The organism is Tepidimonas sp. HKU78 (assembly GCF_049860815.1).
In the GTDB taxonomy this organism is placed as follows: Bacteria; Pseudomonadota; Gammaproteobacteria; order Burkholderiales; family Burkholderiaceae_C; genus Tepidimonas.
In genome coordinates this window covers 446,223-471,589 of sequence record NZ_CP187547.1, presented here as the reverse complement: position 1 = coordinate 471,589, position 25,367 = coordinate 446,223, and the positions used below count along the sequence as shown (strand labels likewise).

At 67.1% G+C, this 25,367-nt stretch carries 20 protein-coding genes and 4 pseudogenes; 11 read left to right on the top strand and 13 right to left on the bottom strand.

Annotation, left to right across the window (positions count from 1 at the left end; genetic code table 11):
- The first annotated feature begins 15 nt into the window (after positions 1 to 15).
- From ACPYIS_RS02365 to ACPYIS_RS02350, 4 genes and pseudogenes are all read left to right on the top strand, one after another.
- Positions 16 to 1,187, top strand: a protein-coding gene (locus ACPYIS_RS02365; RefSeq protein WP_424859250.1) for an IS3 family transposase whose coding sequence is annotated in 2 segments (ribosomal slippage) — positions 16 to 271 and positions 271 to 1,187 — 1,173 coding nt in all. Because the reading frame shifts where the segments join, the coding sequence is not laid out codon by codon here.
- Between the two features lie 462 nt (positions 1,188 to 1,649).
- Positions 1,650 to 2,162, top strand: a pseudogene (locus tag ACPYIS_RS02360) (reverse transcriptase domain-containing protein); the annotation flags it as partial.
- 99 nt (positions 2,163 to 2,261) lie between these two features.
- A pseudogene (locus ACPYIS_RS02355) lies at positions 2,262 to 3,221 on the top strand (IS481 family transposase); the annotation flags it as partial.
- Positions 3,222 to 4,082, top strand: a pseudogene (locus ACPYIS_RS02350) (reverse transcriptase domain-containing protein); the annotation flags it as partial.
- 192 nt (positions 4,083 to 4,274) lie between these two features.
- Here ACPYIS_RS02350 and ACPYIS_RS02345 read toward each other — a convergent pair.
- From ACPYIS_RS02345 to ACPYIS_RS02330, 4 genes are all read right to left on the bottom strand, one after another.
- On the bottom strand, positions 4,275 to 5,513 hold the full coding sequence (locus ACPYIS_RS02345; RefSeq protein WP_132963481.1) for an IS256 family transposase: 1,239 nt from the start codon (positions 5,511 to 5,513) through the stop codon (positions 4,275 to 4,277).
- 256 nt (positions 5,514 to 5,769) lie between these two features.
- Positions 5,770 to 6,372, bottom strand: coding sequence for a sigma-70 family RNA polymerase sigma factor (locus tag ACPYIS_RS02340; RefSeq protein ID WP_424858591.1), 603 nt, complete (start codon positions 6,370 to 6,372; stop codon positions 5,770 to 5,772).
- Complete coding sequence (locus ACPYIS_RS02335) at positions 6,350 to 7,180, bottom strand: mechanosensitive ion channel family protein (RefSeq protein WP_424858592.1); 831 nt, start codon at positions 7,178 to 7,180, stop codon at positions 6,350 to 6,352. Before ACPYIS_RS02335 ends, ACPYIS_RS02340 begins: the two co-directional genes overlap by 23 nt.
- Positions 7,181 to 7,198: 18 nt before the next feature.
- Complete coding sequence (locus tag ACPYIS_RS02330) at positions 7,199 to 7,417, bottom strand: hypothetical protein (RefSeq protein WP_424858593.1); 219 nt, start codon at positions 7,415 to 7,417, stop codon at positions 7,199 to 7,201.
- Positions 7,418 to 7,591: 174 nt separating this feature from the next.
- Here ACPYIS_RS02330 and ACPYIS_RS02325 point away from each other — a divergent pair, with 174 nt between their 5' ends.
- Positions 7,592 to 7,738: a hypothetical protein gene (locus ACPYIS_RS02325; protein WP_424858594.1), complete on the top strand. Its 147-nt coding sequence runs from the start codon at positions 7,592 to 7,594 to the stop codon at positions 7,736 to 7,738.
- An 85-nt stretch (positions 7,739 to 7,823) separates the two neighbouring features.
- Here ACPYIS_RS02325 and ACPYIS_RS02320 read toward each other — a convergent pair whose 3' ends face one another.
- Entirely contained in the window at positions 7,824 to 9,167 is a 1,344-nt protein-coding gene (locus tag ACPYIS_RS02320; RefSeq protein WP_425973818.1) for a glutamine synthetase family protein, read from the bottom strand.
- Positions 9,168 to 9,316: 149 nt separating this feature from the next.
- Here ACPYIS_RS02320 and ACPYIS_RS02315 point away from each other — a divergent pair, with 149 nt between their 5' ends.
- Positions 9,317 to 10,516, top strand: a complete 1,200-nt coding sequence (locus ACPYIS_RS02315) for a threonine ammonia-lyase (protein ID WP_424858595.1) — start codon at positions 9,317 to 9,319, stop codon at positions 10,514 to 10,516.
- 18 nt (positions 10,517 to 10,534) lie between these two features.
- Here ACPYIS_RS02315 and ACPYIS_RS02310 read toward each other — a convergent pair whose 3' ends face one another.
- From ACPYIS_RS02310 to ACPYIS_RS02295, 4 genes and pseudogenes are all read right to left on the bottom strand, one after another.
- Positions 10,535 to 11,353, bottom strand: coding sequence for a TIGR00266 family protein (locus tag ACPYIS_RS02310; protein WP_299023006.1), 819 nt, complete (start codon positions 11,351 to 11,353; stop codon positions 10,535 to 10,537).
- A gap of 173 nt (positions 11,354 to 11,526) precedes the next feature.
- Positions 11,527 to 12,137 (bottom strand): annotated as a pseudogene (locus ACPYIS_RS02305) (transposase); the annotation flags it as partial.
- Between the two features lie 61 nt (positions 12,138 to 12,198).
- A complete protein-coding gene (locus ACPYIS_RS02300; protein ID WP_299023000.1) occupies positions 12,199 to 12,948 on the bottom strand; it encodes an SPOR domain-containing protein in 750 nt (249 codons plus the stop codon).
- The gene (locus tag ACPYIS_RS02295; protein ID WP_299022998.1) at positions 12,942 to 13,784 is read right to left on the bottom strand and encodes a biotin--[acetyl-CoA-carboxylase] ligase; all 843 of its coding nucleotides are present in this window, start codon (positions 13,782 to 13,784) and stop codon (positions 12,942 to 12,944) included. The genes ACPYIS_RS02300 and ACPYIS_RS02295 overlap by 7 nt, the downstream gene beginning before the upstream one ends.
- Positions 13,785 to 13,942: 158 nt before the next feature.
- Between ACPYIS_RS02295 and ACPYIS_RS02290 the strand changes: the two genes are divergently transcribed.
- A complete protein-coding gene (locus tag ACPYIS_RS02290) occupies positions 13,943 to 16,645 on the top strand; it encodes a DNA topoisomerase III (protein WP_425973817.1) in 2,703 nt (900 codons plus the stop codon).
- A 26-nt stretch (positions 16,646 to 16,671) separates the two neighbouring features.
- Entirely contained in the window at positions 16,672 to 17,328 is a 657-nt protein-coding gene (locus ACPYIS_RS02285; RefSeq protein ID WP_299022995.1) for a glutathione S-transferase family protein, read from the top strand.
- Here the strand turns inward: ACPYIS_RS02285 and ACPYIS_RS02280 are convergent.
- The 3 genes from ACPYIS_RS02280 to ACPYIS_RS02270 all read right to left on the bottom strand — a co-directional run bounded on the left by ACPYIS_RS02280 (position 17,307) and on the right by ACPYIS_RS02270 (position 20,090).
- A complete protein-coding gene (locus ACPYIS_RS02280; protein ID WP_299023005.1) occupies positions 17,307 to 18,704 on the bottom strand; it encodes a sensor histidine kinase N-terminal domain-containing protein in 1,398 nt (465 codons plus the stop codon). The two genes, ACPYIS_RS02285 and ACPYIS_RS02280, sit on opposite strands and share 22 nt — an antisense overlap.
- 136 nt (positions 18,705 to 18,840) lie before the next feature.
- Entirely contained in the window at positions 18,841 to 19,515 is a 675-nt protein-coding gene (locus ACPYIS_RS02275) for a response regulator (protein WP_299022993.1), read from the bottom strand.
- Between the two features lie 35 nt (positions 19,516 to 19,550).
- Positions 19,551 to 20,090, bottom strand: coding sequence for a MarR family winged helix-turn-helix transcriptional regulator (locus ACPYIS_RS02270; RefSeq protein WP_299022988.1), 540 nt, complete (start codon positions 20,088 to 20,090; stop codon positions 19,551 to 19,553).
- 160 nt (positions 20,091 to 20,250) lie between these two features.
- Here ACPYIS_RS02270 and recA point away from each other — a divergent pair, with 160 nt between their 5' ends.
- The 3 genes from recA (at position 20,251) to ACPYIS_RS02255 (ending at position 24,133) form a co-directional block, all read left to right on the top strand.
- On the top strand, positions 20,251 to 21,324 hold the full coding sequence (gene recA / locus ACPYIS_RS02265; RefSeq protein WP_299022987.1) for a recombinase RecA: 1,074 nt from the start codon (positions 20,251 to 20,253) through the stop codon (positions 21,322 to 21,324).
- A complete protein-coding gene (gene recX / locus ACPYIS_RS02260; RefSeq protein ID WP_424858597.1) occupies positions 21,302 to 21,820 on the top strand; it encodes a recombination regulator RecX in 519 nt (172 codons plus the stop codon). Before recA ends, recX begins: the two co-directional genes overlap by 23 nt.
- A gap of 138 nt (positions 21,821 to 21,958) precedes the next feature.
- On the top strand, positions 21,959 to 24,133 hold the full coding sequence (locus ACPYIS_RS02255; protein ID WP_425973816.1) for a methyl-accepting chemotaxis protein: 2,175 nt from the start codon (positions 21,959 to 21,961) through the stop codon (positions 24,131 to 24,133).
- Between the two features lie 24 nt (positions 24,134 to 24,157).
- Here ACPYIS_RS02255 and ACPYIS_RS02250 read toward each other — a convergent pair whose 3' ends face one another.
- Positions 24,158 to 25,366, bottom strand: a complete 1,209-nt coding sequence (locus tag ACPYIS_RS02250; RefSeq protein WP_424860163.1) for a pyridoxal phosphate-dependent aminotransferase — start codon at positions 25,364 to 25,366, stop codon at positions 24,158 to 24,160.
- Position 25,367: the final 1 nt, after the last annotated feature.

The following is a 25,367-nucleotide window of genomic DNA, read 5'->3' as shown; positions in this document are numbered from 1 at the left end:
GCAAGGAGAACGGAAGTGACGAAGGCAACGAGAGCGCGCTACACGCTGGAGTTCAAGCTGGAAGCGGTCAGGCTGGTCAAGGCTGGCCAGAGCATGGCGGCGACGGCGAAGATCCTGGGCATTGCGCAACAGACGCTGCACAACTGGATCCGTGCGGACCGAGACGGTCGTCTGGCGGGGGCTGGAAGCAAGCCGGTGAGCCCAGAGCAGATGGAGATCGCCAGGCTGCGCGCGGAGCTGGCGCGGGTCAAGATGGAGCGCGACATCCTGGGAAAAGCGACGGCGTACTTCGCGAAGGAGCGGGGGTGAAGTACGCCTGGATCGAGCGTAACCGCAAGCGCTGGCCCGTGTCGGTGGCGTGCGCAGTTCTGGGGGTGAGCCCCAGTGGGTACCACGACCACCGTGTGCGCCAGGCACGACCACGACGTGGGATCAGCAACGATGCTCTGCTGGTTCATATCCGAGCGATCCATGCCGAAACGCGTGGCGAGTACGGCTGGCCGCGGATCTGGAAGGAACTGCTGGCACGCGGCATTCGGGTGGGTAAGGAGCGCGTTCGCAAGCTCATGAGCCTGCACGGCATCCGCGCCCGAGGCAAGCGCAAGTTCAAGGCTACGACCGACAGCAACCACAAGCTGCCGGTGGCGCCGAACCTTGTGGATCGGCAGTTCAAGCCGGCCACGCCGAACGCCGTGTGGACGAGCGACATCACGTATGTGGCCACCGACGAGGGCTGGCTGTACCTGGCGGTGATCATCGACCTGTTCAGCCGCCAGGTCGTGGGCTGGTCGATGCAGCCGCACATGCGGCGCGAGCTGGTGATTGACGCGTTGCACATGGCCTGGTTCCGCCGCCATCCGCCGCCGGGACTGATATGCCACAGCGATCGCGGCAGCCAATACTGCAGTGCCGACTTCCAGAAGGCGCTGACCGGCTACGGCATGCGCAGCTCGATGAGTCGCAAGGGGAACTGCTGGGACAATGCGCCCACGGAAAGCCTGTGGGGCTCGCTCAAGGTGGGCAGGCTGCACGGCAAACGCTTCAAGACCCGGCGCGACGCCATGGACGAGATCGTCGACTGGCTGACGTTCTACAACCACCGGCGGCTTCATTCGTCGTTGGGCTATGTCAGTCCGATGCAATTCGAACGGGCTTGGCTTGCCGCCCAGAAAAGGCAGGCTGCGTAACGGTCTCAGCTATGGGATCCGGAACTCGCGGGCAAGGTCACACCAAACTTCCGCGCCCAACCTCTATTGGTTGGGCATTTTCATGTGCGCCCGGCACGGGCGCACTCTTGTGGGTGAAAGTCCCACCGTAAGTTGATCACAGCGAACGAAGCGAAGCGCAACTGCATGAGGGCGACCGAGTGTGGGGAGGAAGCGTGGAGCGAAACTGCGAGCCGATGGACAAGAACCGGATAGAAGGCGCTGCCGAGCAGGGCGAGCGGGCATGAATCCGCGAAGCTCTCGTGATCAAGGCGAAGCGGCGTAAATCCGGCGGTTGTGCAGTGAAGGAGTGCGTTCTTACCCGGGGAGATCTCGCCTTATGCCTGAAAGGGCGACGTGGTGACACGGAGCGAGAAGTCAGCAGAGGCCATAGTAGCTGCCAGTCGTGGGCGAAGGGCCGAACGAGAAGGAGTGCTTGAGACCATGTCGATGCTGGAAGCAAGGCGTCAGAAGTCTGCGCAAGCAGAGCGGGCGGGGGTAGCGCACGGTGAAGCCGGGCGGGAACCTGTCAGCGACGAAGCGGCCGGCCCGCGACGGGACACCGAGAGCACAGGGCCGGGACTGCTGCAAGCGGTTCTGGCGAGAGAGAACCTGCGGCGAGCATGGAAGAGAGTCAAAGCCAACAAAGGCGCAGCCGGCGTGGATGGGCTGGACATTGACCAGACCGCCCGCCATCTGGTGACGGCGTGGCCATTGATTCGGGAACAACTGCTGCAGGGGAGGTACCGGCCCAGTCCGGTACGACGGGTAACGATCCCGAAGCCGGACGGTGGCGAGCGCGAGCTCGGCATTCCGACGGTCACGGATCGGCTGATCCAGCAAGCACTGCTGCAAGTGCTGCAACCGCTACTTGACCCGACATTCAGCGAGTACAGCTACGGCTTCCGGCCGGGCCGACGAGCCCACGACGCGATACTGGCGGCGCAGGGCTACATGTAGGGTTCCGGACGATTGCATAGATCCTTCGCGTCGTGCACTCTTCGTTAGTCGCGCAGTGATGCGAGAGCTGATCGACAACCTCCGGAGCGCTCAACCATGATTATTCGCCTACACAAAAACGCCACCACAACCCCCGCCACCCGCGCCTACATCCAGTCCTCGTCCTTGTCGGTTGCGGCCTTGGCAGCCGAGTTGGGCGTATCCGAAGACACCATCCGCCGCTGGAAGCGTCGGGACTTTGTGGAAGATCGCCCGCATACCGCGCATCGTTTGCAGACGACGCTCACCCCGGCGCAGGAGCTTTTGGTGGTGGAGCTGCGCAAGACCCTCCAGCTACCCCTTGACGATCTGCTGGTGGTCACACGGGAGTTCATCAACCCCCGGGCCTCACGTTCTGGGCTGTATCGTCTGCTCAAGCGCCATGGCCTATCCCAACTGCCCAGTGAAGCCAAGGATGCGCCTGCTTCCAAGCCATTCAAGACCTACATGCCGGGCTACCTGCACATCGACGTCAAGTACCTGCCGCAGATGCCCGACGAACATCAGAGGCGTTATCTCTTCGTCGCCATTGACCGCGCCACCCGTTGGGTCTTCATCCAGATTAAGCCAAACAAGACCGCAGCCGCGGCCAGAAGCTTCCTGAAGGCCTTGCACAAGACCTGCCCGGTCAGAATCACGCACATCCTCACCGACAACGGCAAGGAGTTCACGGATCGCCTCTTCGCCTCAGGCGCGCGCGCACCGTCCGGGAAGCACGAGTTCGATCAGCTCTGCCAGGCCCTTGGCATCGAGCATCGCCTCACCAAGCCCAGACACCCTCAGACCAATGGCATGGTCGAACGCTTCAACGGCCGTATTGCCGAGGTCCTTGCCACCCATCACTTCAACAGCGCCGAGGACCTCGAGACTACCTTGACCCGTTATGTTTGGCTGTACAACCATCATTTACCCCAGAAGGCAATCGGACACATAACACCTCTGGAGGCCTTGAAAAAGTGGTACCCTCAACGCCCCGATCTTTTCATCTTCAAACCACGTAATCGTCCGGGACCTGACAGCTACATCCAGTCCGGACGGAAGATCGTGGTTGATGTCGATCTGGAGAAATTCTTTGATCGAGTCAATCACGACATCCTCATCGACCGCCTACGCAAACGCATCGACGATGCTGGAATCATTCGGCTGATACGGGCGTACCTGAACAGCGGCATCATGAGCGATGGCGTAGTGTTTGAGCGGTATCAAGGCACGCCGCAAGGTGGGCCGCTGTCGCCGCTGCTGGCGAATGTGATGCTGGACGAAGTGGATAAGGTACTGGAGAAGCACGGCCACTGCTTTGCGCGCTATGCCGACGACTGCAACGTCTATGTCCGTAGTCGGAAAGCTGGCGAACGGGTCATGGCGCTGCTGCGCAAGTGTTACGGCAAGCTGAGGCTCAAGATCAATGAAGCCAAGAGTGCGGTGGCCAGCGTCAAGGGAAGGAAGTTCTTGGGCTACAGCTTCTGGTTTGGCAAGGAGGGCGTCAAGCGCAGGGTGGCCGACAAGCCGATGGCGACGTTCAAGCAGCGGGTGAGGCAACTGACCCGGCGCTCAGGCGGACGCAGCATGGCGGAGGTCATTGAGCGACTGAAACCTTATCTGTTGGGATGGAAAGCCTACTTTGGGCTGGCGCAAACACCGGGCGTCTGGCGATCGCTGGACGAATGGCTGCGCCACCGACTACGGGCGATCCACCTCAAGCACTGGAAGCGGGGTAGCACGATCTACCGGGAACTGCTCAACCTAGGCGCGTCCGAACACGTGGCAAAGCGGGTGGCAGGCAATTCCCGCTGCTGGTGGCGGAATAGCGCGGGCGAGCTCAACCGGGTGCTGACCATTGCCTACTTCGACAAACTTGGCGTTCCCCGTCTCTCATGACCTCAACTTCTCGAACCGCCCGGTGCGGACCCGCATGCCGGGTGGTGTGGGAGGGGCCCGGTCAGGTATCCTGACCGCCCCTATCCCGATTTGTGGGTATCCGCGATACCACGCGGGGTTCGGCGCCGATCTGCGTGGGGGATGTCCTGTTTTTTGTGTGTGGGGCGGTTTCTGAATCTGTCCTCGTGTCGTTCAGCGTGGTGCGAGGGTGAAGCGGTCGCCGTATAGTATCGCGAACTGGTTCATCGCCGATTTCCACTCCTTGCTCGCCCGCTTCCAGTCCGCGGTGATGTTGCGCAAGGCCAGCCAGATCAGCTTGGTGGCCGCCTCGTCGCTTGGGAAGTGCCCGCGGCTCTTGATGATCTTGCGTAACCGCGAATGCACGCTCTCGATGGCGTTGGTGGTGTAGATGATCCGCCGCACTTCGGGCGGGAACGCGAAGAACGGGATCACCCGGCTCCACGCCCGCCGCCAGGCCGCGACCACGGTCGGGAAGCGCTGGCCCCACGGCCCTGCCTCGAACGCGTCCAGCGCGCGCTCGGCGGCCTCCGCGCTCGGTGCGGTGTAGATCGGCTTGATCGCCGCGGCCAGCGCCTTACGGTCCTTCCAGCTCGCATAGTCGAGGCTGTTGCGGATCAGGTGCACGATGCAGGTCTGCAGGGTCGTGGCCGGAAACACCGCCTCCAGTGCCTCCGGCAGGCCCTTCAGGCCGTCGGCCACGCCGATCAGCAGGTCCGTGACCCCGCGGGTCTTGAGATCGTTGAACACCTTCATCCAGAACTTCGCGCCTTCGGTGTTCTCGATCCAAAGCCCCAGAATGTCGCGGGTCCCGTCCGGCAGCACGCCCAAGGCCAGATACACCGCCTTGTTGCGCACCACGCCGTCCTCGCGGATCTTCACCCGCAGGGCATCGAAGAACACCACCGGGTACATCGGCTCCAGCGGCCGGGCCTGCCAGGCCCCCACCTCGGCCATCACCGCGTCGGTGACGGCGCTGATGAACTCCGCTGACACCTCGATGGCGTACATCTCGGCCAGATGGCCCTGAATCTCGCGCACCGACATGCCGCGGGCATACATCGAGATGATCCGGTCGTCAAAGCCGGCAAACCGGCGCTCATGCTTCGGGATCAGCTGCGGTTCGAAGCTGCCGGCCCGGTCGCGGGGCACCTCGATCCGCAGCGGCCCGCCGTCGGTCAGCACGGTCTTGCCGCTGCGGCCGTTGCGATGGTTCCCGCAGCCGCCCTCGGGGCTGGCCAAGTGCACGCCCAGCTCAGCCCCCAAGGCGCGCTCGATCACGGCCTTCTTCAGCTTCTGGAACACGGCCTCGACGCCGGCGGCGTCCATCGGTCCGGGGATCAGCTTCTCAAGCAGCTCGTCGGGAAGAATGGCGTCCGGCTTCGCGGCGGGGGTGGTCTTCTTGCGTGGCATGGGGGCTCCTGAACATCGTCATGGTAGGCCCCTCACACAAAAATCCTGACACCCTCATCTGCGTGCGCCACGCGGTGAAGCCACATCGCCCGAAAGTCGCCCAGTTCGACTCTTTCTTGCCCTCTCTTCTCTCGAAACCGGCGCCAACCTCTTCCCGCAAGCACACGCAAATGGTCTTTGGGATCAGTGACTTGCACCTGCGTCGCCGCGACCGGTTGGCCATCGTGCTTGCTTGGCAGGTATAGAGCCAACGCATTCAGCCCCCCTCTTTCAAGCGCTGCAAGGCACGGGCATAACGCATCTTCGTTGCCGACAGCCCCAAACCCATCGCCTCAGCGATTTCAGCGAACTCGAGGCCCACGAGCAGGCGCAGTAGTACCAGCATGCGATCGTCGGGCGCCAGCCGCGCCAGCAAGGACTCGGCATCCAGGCGGGCTTCGGTGGCGGCAATGGCATCCTTCGAGTCGGCCACGGCGTGCGCGTCCTCGCGAGTTTCTGGGTCATGCAACGAAACCGTGGATGGCCACGCCTGCGCCTTGCGCCGATGGTCGATGCACACATTGGCCGTGATGCGCCACAGCCAGGTGCTGAAGGCCGATTCGCCGCGAAAGCGCGGCAGTTCGAAGAACACCTTGAGCATGACCTCCTGGGCCAGATCTTCGGCATCGGCGGCGCAGGCGGTAAAACGCCGGGTGAGCGCGCGAATGCGGCTGCCATGGCGGCGCATCAGCGCTTCAAAGGCACCCGTCCGGTAGGGCAGTTCAGCGCGCGCCCGAGCGACCAGCGCGGCGTCGTCTGCCAGATGGGGCACCGCATCGCCGTGCAGGTCATGATGGTCAACGGGAGACGGTGACCGCATCGGCACTGAGCCGCGAATTGGCCACGGTCAGCAAACGGCCATCGGCGAGCACGAGTACCGTCTTGATGGTGCCGACCTCGCGCACGGTGGCGGCGATACCATTCCACTCGATGCGATCGCCTTCTTTGAGCAGATCGCGCAGATAGACACCGGCGACGATTTCACCGGCCAGCCCGCGCGTGCCCAACCCCAAAGACAGGGCCACCGCCACACCGATGGCGGCCAGGGCAATGCCAATGACTTCTTGCAGCAACACGATGCGGATATCGAGCTGGTCGACCGCCATCAGCACCACCAGCGCCGCCAGCACGCCCATGGTCAGCCGCGCGAGCGTGGGTGCGTAGTCCACCCCCGCCGAGTCAGCAGCACGGCGCACCAGGCCCGCCAGCCAACTGGCCGCCATCAGCCCCAGCACGAGTACGACCACGGCAGCCACGAACTTGGGCAGAAAGAGCATGACTTGCGCGACCGTCTGCCCTGCCGCAGCCAGTCCCAGACTGTCGGCTGCCGAGATGGCAAAGGCCAGCAACACGAAGGCGAAGGCGATGGTCCCAAGCAGCGCGGAAATCTCACGCTGCATACCCCACTGCTGCAAGAAGCCTTGCAGCCCCGAGCGTTTGGCCAGCTCGTCGATGCCCAGTTTGGCCAGTAGGCGCCGTGTCACGGCCCCCAGCAGCTTGCCCAGCAGATAGCCGAACAGCAGCAAGACGAGCGCGCCCAGCAAGTTGGGCGCCAGCATGGCCAGGCGGTTGTAGAGCGCCACCAGAGGGTCGGAAGCCCAGGCAAGGGCGGTTCGGATGTGGTCCATAGATAAGCTCCTTCGTGATCAGCGGTGAACAGACGCCCGATGCAGCCGTGCCACAGCCGGTGCGAGAAGCCTTGCCAAGGCCAACCAGATACGCCCCAGCACTAGCCCCAGCACGTTGCGCACGGCCAAGCGGGCGCGGGCGCGGTGCAAGACGGGGGTCAGGCCGTTGGGCGGTTCGGGGCTGTCTTGCAGCGCTGCCGCAAGACGGGACTCGAAGGCGTCGATGGGCGCTGGCATGGGCAACTCCTGGAATCGGTGTCCGTGCTTTCTTTGACGAAGATCGCTTTGGAAAAGTCACAGCAGCACGGTTTCGAACGTCGATACATACCGACGGTCTTGGGTGACCGAGACTCCCATGAGTAAGGTCAGACCGGCCTTCGAGCGTGAAGTGGGGCCGCAGCGATGCGGCGCATGTTGGCACGGCCGGTGGTGAATCTGTCGGAGGCGGCCTGGCTGATCGGCGCGCGCGAGGCGGCACTGGGCGCCGGCGTCGATTACCGCTTTGGGCTGAAGGATAAGAAAGCGCTCAAGCTCGCCCAGCGCAGCGATCTGTACTGAGTGGCGAACCACTGGGGTGCGTTTACCGAGGAGAAGCTCTTGGATGCGGTTGCGCCGTGCACGAGGCCAGGATGCGCTACCGGGGTCACACGCTGAGTAACAAGAAACGCCGCTCCCAGGGGCTGACGACTTCGAAGTACTCGCGGTACTCGGCCTCCTTGATCGCGGCATAGGTGCGCAAAAAATGCTCGCCGAACAGCTCGGCCAGCGGTGTACACGCCAGCAGGCGCTCGACAGCGTCGTCCAGGTGGCGCGGCAGTTGGTGCGGCTGCTCGTAGGCGCTGCCGGTCAACGGCGGGGTGGGCTGCAGGCGCTCGCGCATGCCCAGGTAGCCACAGGCCAAGCTGGCGGCGATGGCCAGGTAAGGGTTGACGTCGACCCCCGCCAGGCGGTTTTCGACACGGCGCGCCTCGGCCGGGGAGTGCGGCACGCGCAGGCCGCAGGTGCGGTTGTCGTAGCCCCAGCTCAAGTTGATGGGTGCCGCCGTGTAGCGCGACAGGCGCCGGTAGCTGTTGACGTAAGGGGCAAAGAACGCCATCGCCGCGGGCAGGTAGGTCTGCAGCCCGCCGATGAAGTGGAAAAACGCCTCCGACGGTGTGCCGTCGGGCTGGCTAAAGATGTTGCGCCCACTGGCGCGCTCGAGCACGCTCTGGTGGATGTGCATGGCGCTGCCGGGTTGCCCCTGCATCGGCTTGGCCATGAAGGTCGCGTACATGCCGTGGCGGATGGCAGCCTCGCGTACCGTGCGTTTGAACAGAAAAACCTGGTCGGCCAGCGCTAGCGGCTCGCCGTGGTCCAGGTTGATCTCCATTTGCGCGGTGCCCATCTCGTGAATGAGCGTATCGAGTTGCAGCCCTTGCGCCTCGCACCAGCCGTAGATGACGTCGAAGATATCGTCGTATTCGTTGACCGCGTCGATGGAGAAGCTCTGCATGCCGGCCTCGGTGCGCTTGGTGCGGCCGATCGGGGGCTTGAGCGGGATGTCCTCGTCGGGCTCGACCTCGACGAGGTAGAACTCGATTTCCGGCGCGACGATGGGCTGCAGGCCATCGCGTTCGTAATACGACAGGATGCGGCGCAGCACGTTACGCGGCGCCAGCTCGATCCACGAGCCGTCGGAACGCTGGCAGTCATGGATGATTTGGGCGGTCGGCTCTTTGGCCCAGGGGACGATGCGCAGCGTGGTCGAGTCGGGCGCGAGCCGCATGTCGGGGTCGGCCACGGGCGTGAAGTCCTGCTCGGGATAGTCGCCGGTGACGGTCATGGTCAGCACCGCCTCGGGCAGGCGCAGGCCCGCGGCGGGGTCGTACTTGTGGCGCGGCACGATCTTGCCGCGTGCCTGGCCCGTCATGTCGGGGATGAGGCACTCGACCTCGGTGATGCGGTGCTCGTCGAGCCAGCGGTGGATGCGTTGGTGGTCGTCGTTCATGGCGCGGAAATCGGATCCGAATGGCGCATCAGTATGCGACGAATACGTACCCGCGGTGGTGCCAGCCGAGGGTACCGGCGAAGCGCCATTAGTGAGCATCATTCCCAGTGACAATGTTGGGCATCCTGTTTTGCTGAAAAGGATCAACCATGATCGGTTTGTCAGATATCGAAGCGGCAGCCGCCCGCCTGGCTGGGCAGGTGCTGCAAACCCCGTGTCTGGAGTCGCGCACGCTGTCGCAGATCACGGGGGCGCAGGTCTACTTGAAGTTCGAGAACCTGCAGTACACCGCCTCGTTCAAGGAGCGCGGGGCGTTCAACAAATTGGCACAGCTCACACCCGAAGAGCGGGCACGCGGCGTGATCGCCATGTCGGCCGGCAACCACGCGCAAGGCGTGGCCTACCATGCGCAGCGCCTGGGCCTGCGCGCTGTCATCGTCATGCCGCGCTTCACGCCAGGGGTGAAGGTCGAGCGCACGCGCGGCTTTGGCGCCGAGGTGGTGCTGCACGGCGACACGCTGGAGGAGGCGCGCGCGCACGCGCGTACCCTGGCGGCCGAACAGGGCTTGACCTTCGTGCACCCCTACGATGACGATGCCATCATCGCCGGGCAGGGTACGGTGGGGCTGGAGATGCTGCGCGCCCAGCCCGAGCTCGACGTGTTGGCGATTGCCGTGGGCGGTGGCGGGCTGATCGGGGGCGTGGCGGCGGCGGCCAAGGCCATCAAGCCGGATATCGAGATCATCGGTGTGCAGACGCGGCGCTTCCCGGCCATGGTCAACGCCGTCACTGGTAGCCACTGGCCACAAGGGGCCAACACCATTGCCGAGGGCATCGCGGTGGGTGCGCCAGGTGAGCGCACGCTCGAGCTGGCGCAGCGCTACGTGGACGATTGGCTGCTGGTGGACGAGGAGGACATCGAGCAGGCCATCGTGCTGCTGCTCGAAATCGAAAAGACCCTGGTCGAGGGGGCCGGTGCGGCGGGCCTGGCAGCGGTGCTGCGGCACCCAGTCCGCTTTGCCGGGCGCCAGGTGGGATTGGTGCTGTGTGGCGGCAATATCGACCCGCTGTTGCTGGCCTCGATCATCGAACGCGGCATGGTGCGCGCAGGGCGGTTGGTGCGGCTGGTGGTGAGCACGCGTGACCTGCCAGGGCAGCTCGCGCGCATCGCCGCTGTGGTGGCCGAGGCCGGCGCCAACATCGACCAAGTGCACCACCAGCGTGCTTTTACTTTGCTGGCGGCGCAAAGCGTCGAGATCGAGCTGGTCCTTCAGACGCGCGGCCCGGCGCACGTGGAACAGGTGATGCAGGCGTTGCTTGCGGCGGGCTTCGAGGTGGCGCGCCATTGAGCGCTCGCCCAGCGCCCCTCAGTCGTGGCTGCCGTCACCGCCGATGACGCCGCCCAACAAGCCCCCCGCCGCAAAGCCACCCAGTATCGATCCCTCCTCGCGTCGGCCCCCCAGCTGCGGTGCGGCGGCAAATACACGGGACGCCAGGCGGGAGAATGGCAGGCTCTGCAACCAGACGCTGCCCGGCCCGCTGAGGCGGGCCAAAAACAGCCCTTCGCCGCCGAACAGCGCGGTCTTGATGCGGCCGACGTACTCAATGTCAAAGTCCACCTCGGCGGTGTATGCCACCACGCAGCCAGTATCCACGCGTAGCGATTGGCCCGCGGCCAGTTCGCGTCGCACCACCGTGCCGCCGGCGTGCACGAAGGCCAGCCCGTCGCCGTCCAGGCGTTGCATGATGAAGCCCTCGCCCCCGAAAAAGCCGACCGACAGCCGTCGCTGAAAGGCGATGCCGAGGCTGACGCCGCGCGCCGCACACAAAAAGCTGTCTTTCTGGCACACGAGCGTGCCACCGAGCGTGCGCAGGTCGATGGGCAATATCTTGCCGGGAAACGGCGCGGCGAAAGCGACACGCCGTTTACCGTTGGCCGTGTTGCTATATACCGTGGTGAACAGCGACTCGCCCGTGACCAGCCGCTTGCCCGCTCCCAGCAGTTTGGCAAACAGCCCGCCCTGTTGGGCGCTGCCATCGCCAAAGACCGTGTCCATGACGATGCCCTCGTCCATGAACATGAGGCTGCCGGCTTCGCCAATGGCGGCTTCGCCGGGATCGAGCTCGATCTCGACGAACTGCATCTCGGCGCCACGAATCTCGTAGTCGATGACGTCCATGCCCATGCGTAAGCGCTCCGCGGTGGTGACGCCGCAATGGTAGCGCCGACCGCGCAGTGCCGCGGGGGCGTCGTTCAAAGTCCAGCGCCGTCGAGCCGAACCCCATGGGGCTTATTTGGCGCACGACGCCAGTGCCCCGCTGTTGCGGGCGCGTTTATTGATCCGGCACGAATATGTCTTCAAGCCGCATATTGCACGATGGGGTCTTGGAAGTAGGCCCGAACGCGCTGCGGGTTGGCCTCGATGAACTGCATGTGCTGCTCGGCGGCGGCGCGCAGCTTGGGTCTGGTGCGCGCGGGCACCTTGGTGCCGATGGCGTGCTTCAGGTCGGCGTTGAGCCGCTCGTCCGGGTTGAGCTCGGGGCTGTAGCTGGGCAGGTCAAACACCTCGATGTCGGCCACGTGCTCGGCCAGCCACGCCTTGACGGGCTTGCAGTGATGCACGCCCAGGTTGTCCAGGATGAGGAAGACCTTCTTACCCAGCCTGCGGCCATCGCGGACGAGTGCCTCGAAGAACTCGACGAGCCGCTCGTGGTTGAAGGCCCCGTCGATGATCATCCAGTTGGCGCGGCCCTGGTTGGTGACTGCCCGCCGCGCGCACCGACAGCTTGAGCCCGCACAGCTGCTCGGGGCGCTTGTCGCAGGATCGTGCGGCGCACCGCCGGGTAGCTCAGCCCTGTGAGTTCCACGATGGCCATCACGCCGTAGCCCTTTCGGTGCAGCCGAACGACTTGCTTGCGCCGTTCGTGAAGTTGCTCAAGCTTCTGGTAACGAGCGTCTTCCTTGTCCGTATACGGTCGACGCGGATGGGCTCGAAACGTTCAATTTTCATGGTGCCGGATCAATAGGGCCTTACGGGCACGCGGTCAGCGAGCTTCCCGCCGGGCCCAGCGCCGCCTGCAGCTGCTCGCGCTCGGCTTCGGTCAAATCGGGCCAGCGCAACGTCAGCACGCGCGTGGCGGGGCGCTCCTGCACCACACGGGCGTCGCGCACGCCTTGTCGTTGCACGTCCAGCAGCGCCTTACGCGCGGCCTCTTCGCTGGAGTAGGTGCCCAGCGCCAGCCCCGGCGCCAGCGCGGGGGCGTTGACGTCGCGATACTCGACGCCCGCCTGGCGCAGCTCGGCGCGGCGGCGCTGCAGCGCCTCGGCAGTCGGAAACTTGCCCACATAGACGATCCAGCGCTCGGGCAGCGTCGCTGTTTGTTCGGTGTGGCGTCCGCGCAGGCCGGCGGTGGTCTCGGCGCTGCGCTGCAGTGCCTCGGCTTGCGCCGGCGGCAGGGCCGCCAATTGCCAGCAGCGCCGCACGGCTGCCGGGCGTGTCGCAGTTGCCGCAGGCTCCGCGGGTGGGGGTGGTCCGTCTTCTTCGTCCTGCACAGTGGGGGCCGACGCGTCGGGGTCGTCCGACACCGATGGGTCTGTCAGCGTGTGAGCGGGGCTGCCAGGGGGATTGAGCAGCCGCAGCCGCTCGGGCTCCACCTGTTGCGCCAGGCGCTGGCGATCCGACGTCCCGGCGCGTTCCGGCGCGTCGCCCCACTCGCCGTGGCGCCAGCCCCACAGGGCGGCATTGGCCAGCAGCAGCACCAAAACCAGCAACCTCAGCATGGCCGCACGCTCACCTCTCCCTGTTGCACGCGACGCACGCCATCTGGGGTGCGCAGGCGCAGCGCGCCGTCGGCATCCACGCCGTCGGCGATGCCCTCGCCACCGTCGCTCGTGCGCACGCGCTGGCCGCGCAGTGCATCGCGCGCCGCGTAGCGCGACTGTAGCGGCGCAAACCCCGCGCGCTCGAAGTCCTGCACCGCCTGCAGCGTGGCTGCCCCGACACGGGCCAGCCAATGGCCGATGTCGTGCGCCGGGTGCCCGCCTTCGCGCGGCAGCGCCTCCAGGCCGATCGGGGGCAGCGCGTCTGCGGGGGCATCGGGCGGCAGCCGCGGCGTGGCCAGGTTGAGACCGATGCCGATGACGGCGTAGCGCGACGCGGGCCGCGCCGGGTCGATGGGGGCGGTTTCGATCAGAATGCCGCCCAGTTTGCGCCCTTGCCAGCACAGGTCGTTGGGCCATTTGAGCTGCACGGCGGGGTCGAGCGCCTCGGCGACGGCCACCCCCACCGCCAGCGACAGCCCCGCCCAGTCGGCAGGCGCCAGCGGCAGCCCGATGGACAGTGCCAGCGATGCGCCCGGCACCGTGACCCAGGACCGGCCCAAGCGGCCGCGACCGGCGCTCTGCGATGCGGCGGCCAACACCACCGGGTCGGTCTGGCCGGCGCGCGCGCGGCGCATCAGCTCGGCATTGGTGGAGTCGATCGTCGGCACGACCTCGACCGCCAGCCCGGGCCACCAGGGCGCGAGGGACTGCCACAGGGCTTGCGCCCCGCCCTCCAAGCGGGCGAGCGCGGCGGCAGTGGCCGGGGCATCGGGCGCGGGTGTCGGGGTGGGCATGGCGAGTGTGGGTGGGCGCGTGCGGTTGGGCCGGGCTGGTTCGGGGCGAAAGTTTGCTAAGGTAGCTGTGTGGGCGCGCATGCGTGCGCGCGCGAGGCGCAGGGCCCCCTAAGGTCCTCCGCCGCGCGGCACGGCACGCCCGAACGCATTGTAGAGACATGAGCCCAACCGCCAACCCTTCCGCTGCCGCTACCGGCAAGACGCTCGTCATTGCCGAAAAGCCCTCCGTCGCGCTCGACATCGTGCGCGCCCTCACCCCTGTCAGTGGCAAATTCGACAAGCACGAGGATTACTACGAAAACGACCGCTACATCGTCACCTCGGCAGTGGGCCACCTGCTGGAGATCGCCGCGCCCGAGGCGTACGACGTCAAGCGCGGCAAGTGGAGCTTTGCGCACCTGCCGGTGATCCCGCCGCATTTCGAGCTCAAGCCCATCGACAAGACCAAAGCGCGCCTCAACGCCGTGGTCAAGCTGGCGCGGCGCAAGGACGTCACCACGCTGGTCAATGCTTGCGACGCGGGGCGCGAGGGCGAGCTCATCTTTCGGCTCATCGAGCAGTACGCCGGAGGCACCGACAAGGCCGGCAACCCCAAGCCGCTGGGCAAGCCCGTGCAGCGCCTGTGGCTGCAGTCGATGACGCCACAGGCCATCCGCGAGGGTTTCGAGCAATTGCGCAGCGACGAGCAAATGCGGCCCCTCGCCGACGCGGCTCGCAGCCGCTCCGAGGCCGATTGGTTGGTCGGCATCAACGGCACGCGCGCCATGACGGCGTTCAACTCGCGCGACGGCGGGTTTTTCCTGACCACGGTGGGTCGGGTGCAGACGCCGACGCTGGCCATCGTGGTCGAGCGCGAGCAGCAGATCCGCCGCTTCGTGGCGCGCGATTATTGGGAGGTGCACGCCACGTTTGCCGCGCAAGCCGGCACCTACCCGGGGCGCTGGTTCGACCCGGCGTTCCGCAAGCCGCAGGGCGATGCCGCCGACCCTGAGCGCAAGCCCGAACGGCTGTGGACCGAGGCCGAAGCGCGCGCCATCGCCGACGCGGTGCGCGGCCGCCCCGCGCAGGTCAGCGAGGAGTCCAAGCCCACCACCCAGGCCTGCGGCCTGCTGTACGACTTGACCAGCCTGCAGCGCGAAGCCAACGGGCGCTTCGGCTTTTCCGCCAAGACCGCGCTCGCGCTGGCGCAGAGCTTGTACGAGAAACACAAGGCGCTGACCTACCCCCGTACCGACTCGCGCGCGCTGCCCGAGGATTATCTGGGCACGGTCCGCCACACGCTGGAAGTGCTGGCCGACAGTCCCTTGGCGCATCTGGCGCCGCACGCGCGCACTGCGTTGCAGCAGGGCTATGTGCGGCCGACCAAGCGCGTGTTCGACAACACCAAGGTCAGCGACCACTTCGCCATCATTCCCACGCCGCAGGTGCCGCAGGGCTTGAGCGAAGCCGAGCAAAAGCTCTACGACCTGGTGGTGCGGCGCTTCATCGCGGTGTTTTATCCGCCGGCCGAGTTTTTGGTCACGACCCGCATCACCCAGGTGCCCGTAGAGGGGGCCACGCACCACTTCAAGACCGAGGGCAAGGTGCTGGTCAAACCGGGCTGGATGGCGGTTTACGGCAAAGAGGCGGCCGAAGACGTCGAGGGTGCGCGCGCCGGTGACAAGGGCCAGCCGCTGGTGCCGGTGCAGCCAGGTGAGACCGTGCGCACCGAAGACGCGCGCATCGACGCCCGCCAGACCCGACCACCGGCACGCTACACCGAAGCCACGCTGCTGGCCGCCATGGAGGGTGCGGGCAAGATGGTGGACGACGAGGAGCTGCGCGCCGCCATGGCCGACAAGGGGCTGGGTACGCCCGCGACGCGTGCGGCCATCATCGAGGGGCTGCTGGCCGAGAAATACCTGCTGCGCGAAGGGCGCGAGCTGGTGCCGACGCCGAAAGCGTTCCAGCTCATGACTCTGCTGCGCGGGCTGGGTGTGGAGGAGCTCTCGCGCCCCGAGCTGACGGGGGAATGGGAGCACAAACTCTCGCTCATGGAGCGCGGTCAGCTCAGCCGCGAGGCCTTCATGCGCGAGATCGCCGCCATGACCGAGCGCATCGTGCGCAAGGCCAAAGAATACGACCGCGACTCCGTGCCCGGCGACTACGCCACGCTGCGCTCGCCGTGTCCGCAGTGCGGCGGCGTGGTGAAGGAAAACTACCGCCGCTATGCCTGCACGGGTGCCGACGGCCAGGGGCCGGGCTGCGGGTTTTCGCTACCCAAAGCGCCGGGCGGGCGCGTCTTGGCGCCCGAGGAAGTCGAGACCCTGCTGCGCGAGCACCGCATCGGGCCACTGGAGGGCTTTCGCTCCAAAGCGGGCTGGCCCTTCAGCGCCGAGCTGACCGTGGTGCCCGACGCCAGCGGCCAGTGGAAGCTGGAGTTCGACTTCGGTGACGAGGACAACGGCGACGACGGCGAACTGGTCGATCTGGCGGGCCGCGAGGCGCTGGGGCCCTGTCCCAAGTGTGGCAGTCCCGTGGTGGAACATGGCAGCCAGTACGTCTGCAGCCGCGCGGTGCCGACGCCCGAGCAGCCAACCCCCAGCTGCGACTTCAAGAGCGCCACCACCATCTTGCAGCAGCCCATCGCGCGCGAGCAAATGGCCAAGCTGCTGGCCACCGGCCGCACCGACTGGCTGGAAGGGTTCGTCTCGAACCGCACGCGCCGCCCGTTCAAGGCGGCGCTGGTGTGGGACGCCGAGGCGGGGAAGGTGAACTTCGCCTTCGAGCCACGCGAGGGCGGCCGTGCATCGGCTCGCCGTGCCGGTACGCGCACCGGCGCTCGCGCCACGGCCACCCGCCGCACTGCCCCCAAACGCTGATCCACCCCACGGTAGGAGACCTGCCCATGAGCCTGAAACTGTATTACGCCCCCGGTGCCTGCTCGTTCGTGCCGCACGCCGCGCTGGAGCTGGCCGGTGCCGCCTACGAACCCGTGCTCGTCAAGCTGCACAAGGGCGAGCACCAGACGCCCGAATTCCTCGCCCTCAACCCGCGCGGTCAGGTGCCGGTGCTGGTCGATGGCGAGGCGGTGGTGACGCAAATCATCGCGATCGCGCTGTATCTGGAAGCACGCTTTCCACAGGCGGGCCTGTTGCCGCTGCAGGGGCTGGCGCGCACGCGCGCGATCGAGACGCTGGCGTGGATGAACAACACCGTGCATCCGACCTTCACGCACGTGTTCATGCCGCACAAGTTTGCCGACGACGCGGCCGCGCAGGCCGCCGTCAAGGCGCGCGCGCTGGGGGCGTATCAGGCGCTGCTGCAGGAGCTCGAGGCGCTGGTGGCTGCGCGTAGCGAGCCGTGGCTGGGCGGCGCCCAGCCTGGTGTGCTCGACGCCTATGCGTTGACCCTGCTGCGCTGGGGCGGGTTTGCGGGCATCGACCCCACCACGCTGCCGCAGACCTGGGCGCTGTCGCAGGCGTTGGCGGCCTTGCCGGCGGTGGCGCGCGTCATCGAGCGCGAGCGGTTACAGCTCAACGTTTACCGGCCCACGGCTGCCTGAAACCGCACCGATACCCGCAGGCCGCGCGTTTGCGGGCGGCTCGGGTCGGCGTCGTCCATCTCGAGGGTGGCGCCGTGTTGGCGCACGATCTCGTGCACGATGGCCAACCCCAGGCCCGATCCGTCCACGTTGGTGCCCAGCGTCCGGTAAAACGGTGCCAATACCCGCTCGCGCTCCGCCGGTGGGATGCCGGGGCCGCTGTCTTCTACCTGTAGAATCTGCACCCCGCTGAAGGGGTCGGTCAGTACGCGCACGGTCACCACGCCGGCGCGCGGTGTGTAGCGCAGGGCGTTGTCGGCCAGGTTGCGCACCAGCTCGGCCAGCAGCGTCGGGTTGCCCCACAGGCGCACCGGGGGCAGGCTGGCGGTGGGCTCGGCGGGCAACGTCTCGAAGCCCAGGTCGATCGCCTTGTCCATCGCCAGCGGCACGAGTTCTTCCACCACCTCGCGCGCGACCGCCGCCAGATCGACCGGCTCGCGCGGCAACGCGCGCCCCGCGGCTTCGGCCCGCGCCAATGCCAGCAACTGGTTGACCGTGTGCGTGGCGCGCACGCTGGAGGTGGCGATCTGCCGCAGCGAGCGCTCGACATCATCGCCCACCCCGGCGGGCAGGAGCTTTTGCGCCATCTCGGCCTGCATGCGCAGGCCCGCCAGCGGCGTTTTGAGCTGGTGCGCGGCGTCGGCCAGAAAGCGTTTCTGGTTCGATAACGTGACCTTGAGGCGCTGCAGCAAGTCGTTGATCGACGACACCAGCGGCGCCACCTCCTGCGGTACGTGCTCGTCGTCGATCGGACTCAGGTCGTCCGGGCGGCGCGCACGGATGCGGCGCTCCAGCTCGCTCAAGGGCCGGATGCCGTGTACCAGTGCCAACCACACCAGCAGCACCGCCAGTGGCAGGATGATGAACTGCGGCACCATCACGCCTTTGATGATTTCGGTCGCCAGCTTGGAGCGCTTGCCGCGCGTCTCGGCCACCTGCATCAGCACGATATGGTCGCGCGCCGGACCGCGCGCGAGCCAGGTGTAGGCCACGCGCACGTCCTCGTCGCGGATCACGTCGTCGCGCAGCCGAATGTCGCCTGGCCGAGGGGTGTCCGTCTCGGGGGGCGGCGGAAAAGCCGGGTCGCCACTGACCAGACGCCCGTCGCGATCGAGCACTTGATAGAAGACCAGATCGGTGTCGTCGGCGCGCAGCAGGTCGCGCGCCTGCGGGGTGAGGGCGAACTCGGCGCGACCGCCCTCGACCGTGACGAACTGCGTGAGCGCCTGCAGGTTGAACTCCAGCGCCCGGTCGTAAGGCCGGTTGGCGATGCCCTGCGCCACGAACCACGTCAGCCCCAGCGACAGCGGCCACAGCAGCAGCAGCGGCGTGAGCATCCAATCGAGGATCTCGCCGAACAGGCTATGTTGCTCGCGCTGGAACAAGCCGCGCCACGGCCGAGTGGGGCTAGCCGGACGCGCTGGTGCCGCGGCCGCCTGCGCCACAGGCGGCGTATCGAGGTCGGGCCGGGCCTCACTGGGGGATCTTTTCAAGGCAGTACCCCAGCCCGCGCACGGTGGCGATGCGGATCGGGCCGCGTTCGATTTTTTTGCGCAGGCGGTGGATGTAGACCTCGATGGCGTTGTTGCTGACCTCGTCGCCCCACTCGCACAGGCGTTCGACGAGTTGCTCTTTGCTCACCAGCCGCCCGGCGCGCTGCAGCAGCACCTCCAGCAGGCTCAGCTCACGCGCCGACAGTTCGATCATCTTGCCATCGATGCTGGCCACCCGCCCCGCCTGGTCGAAGGTCAGCGGGCCGTGCTGGATGATGCTCGAGGCGCCGCCGTTGCCGCGCCGCACCAGCGCGCGCACGCGCGCCTCCAGCTCCGCCAGCGCAAACGGCTTGGCCATGTAGTCGTCGGCACCCAAGTCTAGGCCCCTCACGCGGTCCTCCACGCTGTCGGCTGCCGTCAGGATCAGCACGGGCAGGCGCGAGCCGCGCGCGCGCAGCCGCTTGAGCACGTCCAGTCCACCCATTCCGGGCAGCCCCAGGTCCAGAATCAACAGATCGAAGCCGTCGTGCATCAAGAGCGCGGCGTCGGCCTCGTCGCCGCTGGCGACGTGATCCACCGCGGCGCCGGCCGCGCGCAGCGTGCGCAGCAGGCCGTCGGCCAACACCTGGTCGTCTTCGGCGATGAGGATGCGCATGGCGGGTCTCCCTGGGGTGCAACGGAGGTGGGGGGTCAGGGCGAGCGCTCTCGCGGCAAACGATTGTAGGCTGCCTCGGGCGCACGTCCATCCCCTTCGGCATACGCCTCCAGCCCCAGGGCCACGACGGCGGCCACCGGGTCGCCGACGGCGGCGCGAAATTCGGCTTCGGCTTGCTCGACCGCGCGCCGAAACGCGTGCAGCCAATCCAGCCCCGTCGGGGTAAAGACGATGCGGCGCGCGCGTCCGTCCAGTGGGTCGGGCTCGCGGCGCACCAGGCCCCAGGCCTCGCATTGGTCGACCAAGTCGCCCATGGCCTGCTTGGTCATGCCGGCGCTGTCGGCCAATTGGGTCAGCCGGGCGCCGCCCAGCGGCAGGTGGCGCGTGATGTGGATGATGGCCGCGCCGATCTGGGCACGCGCCGCCAGGTTCGACAGCGCCAGCGGCGCTTGCGGCGAGTGCGCCATCAGCCACAGCACACGCTCGTCGAAGCGGCGCAGCGCGTGGCCGAGCAGGCGGCCCAAGTGGGTGACGCGCCAGCGCTCGTCGGGGCCGAAAGAAGGCTTCGAGGACACGTCGCAAATAGTAACGTAAACTGACCAAAAAATCGAGAAAAACTTTGGATTGCCCCGCTACACTGGCGTCCATGCACCGACCGCACACGCTGTCAGACGATCTGACGGTAGGGAGGGCGGTGCGGTTTCCACCCCTGTCACACCCTCTCGAGGAGTTCCCATGAACGCTGCCACCCGTACCCCCGATCCCGACAAGGCCAAGGCCCTGCAAGCCGCGCTGGCCCAAATCGAAAAACAGTTCGGCAAGGGCACCATCATGCGCCTGGCCGAGGGCGAGAAGGTCGAAGACATCCAGGTGGTGTCCACCGGCTCGCTGGGGCTCGATTTGGCGCTGGGCGTGGGCGGCCTGCCGCGCGGGCGCGTCATCGAGATCTACGGTCCCGAGTCGTCGGGCAAGACGACGCTGACGCTGCAAGTCATCGCCCAGATGCAAAAGCAAGGTGGCATCTGCGCCTTCGTCGATGCCGAGCACGCGCTGGACGTGCAGTACGCACAAAAGCTCGGCGTCGATCTGTCCAACCTGCTGATCAGCCAGCCCGACACGGGCGAGCAGGCGCTGGAGATCGTCGACAGCCTGGTGCGCTCCGGCGCGGTCGATCTGATCGTGGTGGACTCGGTGGCGGCGCTCACGCCCAAGGCCGAAATCGAGGGCGACATGGGCGACAGCCTGCCGGGCCTGCAGGCGCGCCTGATGAGCCAGGCGCTGCGCAAGCTGACGGCCACCATCAAGAAGACCAACTGCATGGTCATCTTCATCAACCAGATCCGCATGAAGATCGGCGTCATGTTTGGCAGCCCCGAGACGACGACGGGCGGCAACGCGCTCAAGTTCTACGCCTCGGTGCGCATCGATATCCGCCGCACCGGCTCCATCAAAAAGGGCGAAGAGGTCATTGGCAGCGAGACCAAGGTCAAAGTGGTCAAAAACAAAGTGGCGCCGCCGTTCAAGACCGCCGATTTCGACATCCTCTACGGCGAGGGCATCAGCCGCGAGGGCGAGATCGTCGATCTGGGCGTGCAGCACAAGGTGATCGAAAAATCCGGCGCCTGGTATGCCTACAACGGCGAAAAAATCGGCCAGGGTCGCGAGAACGCGCGCGAGTTTTTGAAGGAAAACCCAGACCTGGCGCGCGAAATCGAAAACAAAATCCGCGCTGCGGTGGGCGTGGCCGCACTGCCCAGCGTGGATGTGGACGAGGCCATCGATCCCGATGTGGCGTTCGACGAAGCGTGACGTGGGCGGCGATGAGGGGTCTGCGCCCGCCGCTGGCCCGAGCCTGAAAGCGCGTGCCTTGCGCCTGCTGGCTCGGCGCGACTATACCCGCGCCGAGCTGGCGCAGCGGCTGGCCCCTCATGCACCGGGGTCGGCCGCGCTGGACGCGCTGCTCGACGAATGCGAGGCGCGCGGCTGGCTGGACGAGCAGCGCGCCGCCGAGTCACACCTGCGGCGCCGCGCCGGGCAATGGGGCGCTGCGCGGGTACAGGCCGAGCTGCGCGCCCGCGGCGTGAGTGACGACACACTGCAGGCCGCCAGCGACGCCCTGCGCGCCACCGAGGCGGAGCGCGCGCTCGCCGTCTGGCAGCGCCGGTTCGGCGCGCCGCCCGCGGATGCTGCTGAGCGCGCGCGCCAGATGCGCTTTTTGGCGGCGCGCGGCTTTGCGAGCGACGTGGTGCGGCGCGTCGTGCCGGGGGTGGTGGGCCAGGCCACGGCTGGCGACGAAGGGCACTGAAGCGACCGCCCCCGGCTGTCGACCGTCATCGGAATCGGCTATCCTTTCATCCACAGGGTTCGTCGCCGCGCGCCGTCACCCGTTTCGGTTTATGGCGCGGCCGACGGAGACGATCCCCGGATCACTCAGGTCACTGCCATGCGCGTCAATCTGCCCGTCACCCAAAATCGCTTCGACTTTCCGCCTGACCAGACGCTGATTTCGGTCACGGACGTCAAAGGCCGCATCACTTACGCCAACAACAATTTCGTCGCCGTCAGCGGTTTCACGCGCGACGAGCTGCTGGGCCAGCCGCACAACATCGTGCGCCACCCGGACATGCCGATGGAGGCATACCGGGACATGTGGCAGACCATCCTGCACGAGGGACGCCCGTGGACCGCCATCGTCAAAAACCGGCGCAAGAATGGCGACCACTACTGGGTGCGTGCCAACGCCACGCCGGTGCGCGAGGGCGAGCAGATCGTGGGCTTTCTGTCCGTGCGCACCAAGCCCACGGAGGCCGAGATCGAGGCTGCGCAGGCGCTCTACGCCCGCATGCGTGCAGAGGAAGAGGCGGGGCGGCCGTTGACCTACCGGCTGCAAAACGGCGAAGTCGTGCGCAATGCCTGGTGGGCGAAAGCGTGGCGCACCTTGCGCCCGGGGCTGGCAGGGCGGGTCGTGTGGGGCAGCGCCGTCTGCGCCACGATGCCCTTGGCCTTGCTTGTCTGGCTGGCGGCGGGTGGCATGCCCGTCGCGCAGGCTGCGGGTTGGGCAGGCGCGCTGGCGGTCGCTTTGATCGGTGCCGTGGCCGCGCTCGTGCGCATCGAGTTCGTGCAGCCCCTGCGCCGCATCGCGCGCCAGGCCGAGCACCTGGCCGCCGGTGACTTGGTCGAGCCGGTGGTCGTCGATACGCGCGACGAGATGCGTCGCATCCAACTGTCGCTGCAGCAGGTCGAGGTTGGCGTGCGTACCGTGGTACGCGACATTCGGCACGAGGTCGCCAACCTGCGCGGCGGCACGCAAGAGATCGCGGCGGGCAACCAAGACCTGTCGCACCGCACCGAAAACGCGGCCTCCAGCTTGGAGCGCACCGCTGCCTCGATGGAGGAAATCAACGGGACCACGCAGGAGACGGCGCGTCTGGCCGGTGAGGGTGTGCAACTGGTGCAGCAGACGCAGGTGCTCGCGGCCCAGGGGGCTACGGCAGTCGGCAGCATGGCCGACACGATGCGTGGCATCACCGAGTCGTCGCAGCGCATCACCGATATCATCCAGGTCATCGAGGGCGTGGCATTCCAGACCAACATCCTGGCGCTCAACGCCGCGGTAGAAGCCGCGCGTGCCGGCGAGGCCGGGCGTGGCTTTGCCGTCGTGGCCAGCGAGGTGCGCGCGCTCGCGCAGCGCACCGGCGAGGCGGCCAAGCAGATCCGCCAGCTCATCACCGAGTCGCGCGAGCGGGTGCTCGCCGGCGATGCGCGTGCGGCCGAGGCGGCCGCCAACGTGCAGCAGGTGCAGCAAGCGGTCGAGCGCGTGGCGCGTGTGCTGGAAGATATCCACCACTCGGCACGCGAGCAGTCTGCCGGCGTGGGTCAGATCGCGGAGGCGTTGGCCAATCTGGATTCGATCACGCAGCAAAACGCCGCCATGGTCGAGGAACTGGCGGCAGCGGCCATATCGTTGGACGAGCAGGTGCAAACCGTGCACGGTACGATCCGGGTCTTCCGCCTCACGCCCAAGGACAAGCTGCTGGTGCACGAGGACGCGACCCAGCTGCGCAAAGCGGCCGCCGCCCGGTTGGACGTCGACCATCTGGACTTCGACGCTGCCATCAAGGCGCACCAGCAATGGCGCATCAAGCTGCGCAATGCCATTCTCAAGGGGGAGAAGCTCGACGTTGCCACCATCCGGCGCGACGACTGTTGTGCGGTGGGCAAGTGGATCTACGGTGGTGGTGGCCGCCAGTACGGACAGTTGCCGCTATTTTCCACGCTCGTCGAACAGCACAAACAATTCCATCTGGAGACCGGGCGCATCGCCGAGTTGGTCAACGCCGGCAAGATGGACGAGGCCAACCGGCTGTTGCAGGGCGAGTCCCCCTTCATCCGCGCCGGGCGCGCCGTGGTCGATACGCTGCAAAAGCTCAAAGCCGCGGTGCAGGGTGCGGCCAAGTCCGCCGCGCTCCAGACCCAACGCGCGGGTCAGGCCGTGGCCCGGCTGGCGGCACCCGCGGCAGCCGCTGCGCCGGCGACCCCGAAAGCCGCGAAGGCAGCGGCGCCTGGCCCCAAGTCCGCGGCGCCTGCGGCGGCCGACGACGAGTGGGAGACGTTTTGAACCGCGCGGGGTGAGCGCGAAGCGTTACCCCAGCCAACGCCGCAGTCGATCCAGGGCTTCTTCCAGATCGGCCGGGGCGGTGGCCAGCGAAAAGCGCACGAAGCGCCCACCGTCGGCCTGCCCGAAATCGGCACTGGGCGTGGCCACCACTTGGGTGTGGGTCAGCATCGCGCGCACCAAGGCTTGGCTGTCGGGCACGCCGGCGCGGGCCAGCCAGGCGCTGCCATCGGCCCAGACGTAAAACGCCCCGTCGGGCCATACCGGTACACCCCAGCCCATCGCTTGCAGCGCGGGCACGACGGCGTCGCGCCGCTGTGCGTACGCCGCGCGGCGGCGCTCGTATTCCTGCAGCACCTCGGGCTCGAAGCACGCCAGCGCCGCGTGTTGCGCCACCGCGTTGGCGCAGATGTAGTGGTTTTGCGCCAGCCGCTCCACCACCGGCACCAGCGCCTCGGGCAGCACCAGCCAGCCCAGGCGCCAGCCGGTCATGCCGAAGTATTTGGAAAAGCTGTTGACGCTGATGACATCGTCGCCCCATGCCAACGCCGTCTGGCGGTAGCGGGGATCGAACGACAGGCCCAGGTAGATTTCATCGACCACCAGCGCCCCGTGGCGCTGGCGCACGAGGTCCAGCACTGCTTGCAGTTCCGCGGGTTCGATCGAGGTGCCGGTGGGGTTGGCCGGGGTGGCCAGCATGACGCCGCGCGTGCGCGGCCCCCAGGCCCGGGCCAGCGCCGCGGCCGTGGGCTGGAAGCGGTGGGCAGCGTCGGTGGCCAGCCCCCGCGGGGTCACGCCCAGGCTGGCCAGGATCTGCCGGTTGCACGGGTAGCACGGGTCGGGCAGCAGTACCTCGTCGCCCGTGTCGAACAATGCGAGCACTGCGAGTTGTAAGCCAGCCGAAGCACCCGCCGTGATGGCAATGCGCCGCGCCGGCACGTCGACGCCAAAGTGCTGCGCGACCCAATCGGACAGCCGCTCCCGCAGCGCGGGCAGCCCGAGCGCGGGCGTGTATTGCGTGCGCCCGTCGCGCAGCGCGCGTTCGGCCGCGGCGCGCACCGGCTCGGGCGCCACGAAGTCGGGCTCGCCGATGTTGAGATGCAACAGGCGCGGTGATCCCGCGGGCAGCCGGGCCGCCAGCGCGGCGGCCTCCTCGGCCACCTGCATCACCAGAAACGGGGCCACGGCCTGGGCGCGCGCGCTGGGGCGGGGAGGATTCACGGATGACAGTGGCATG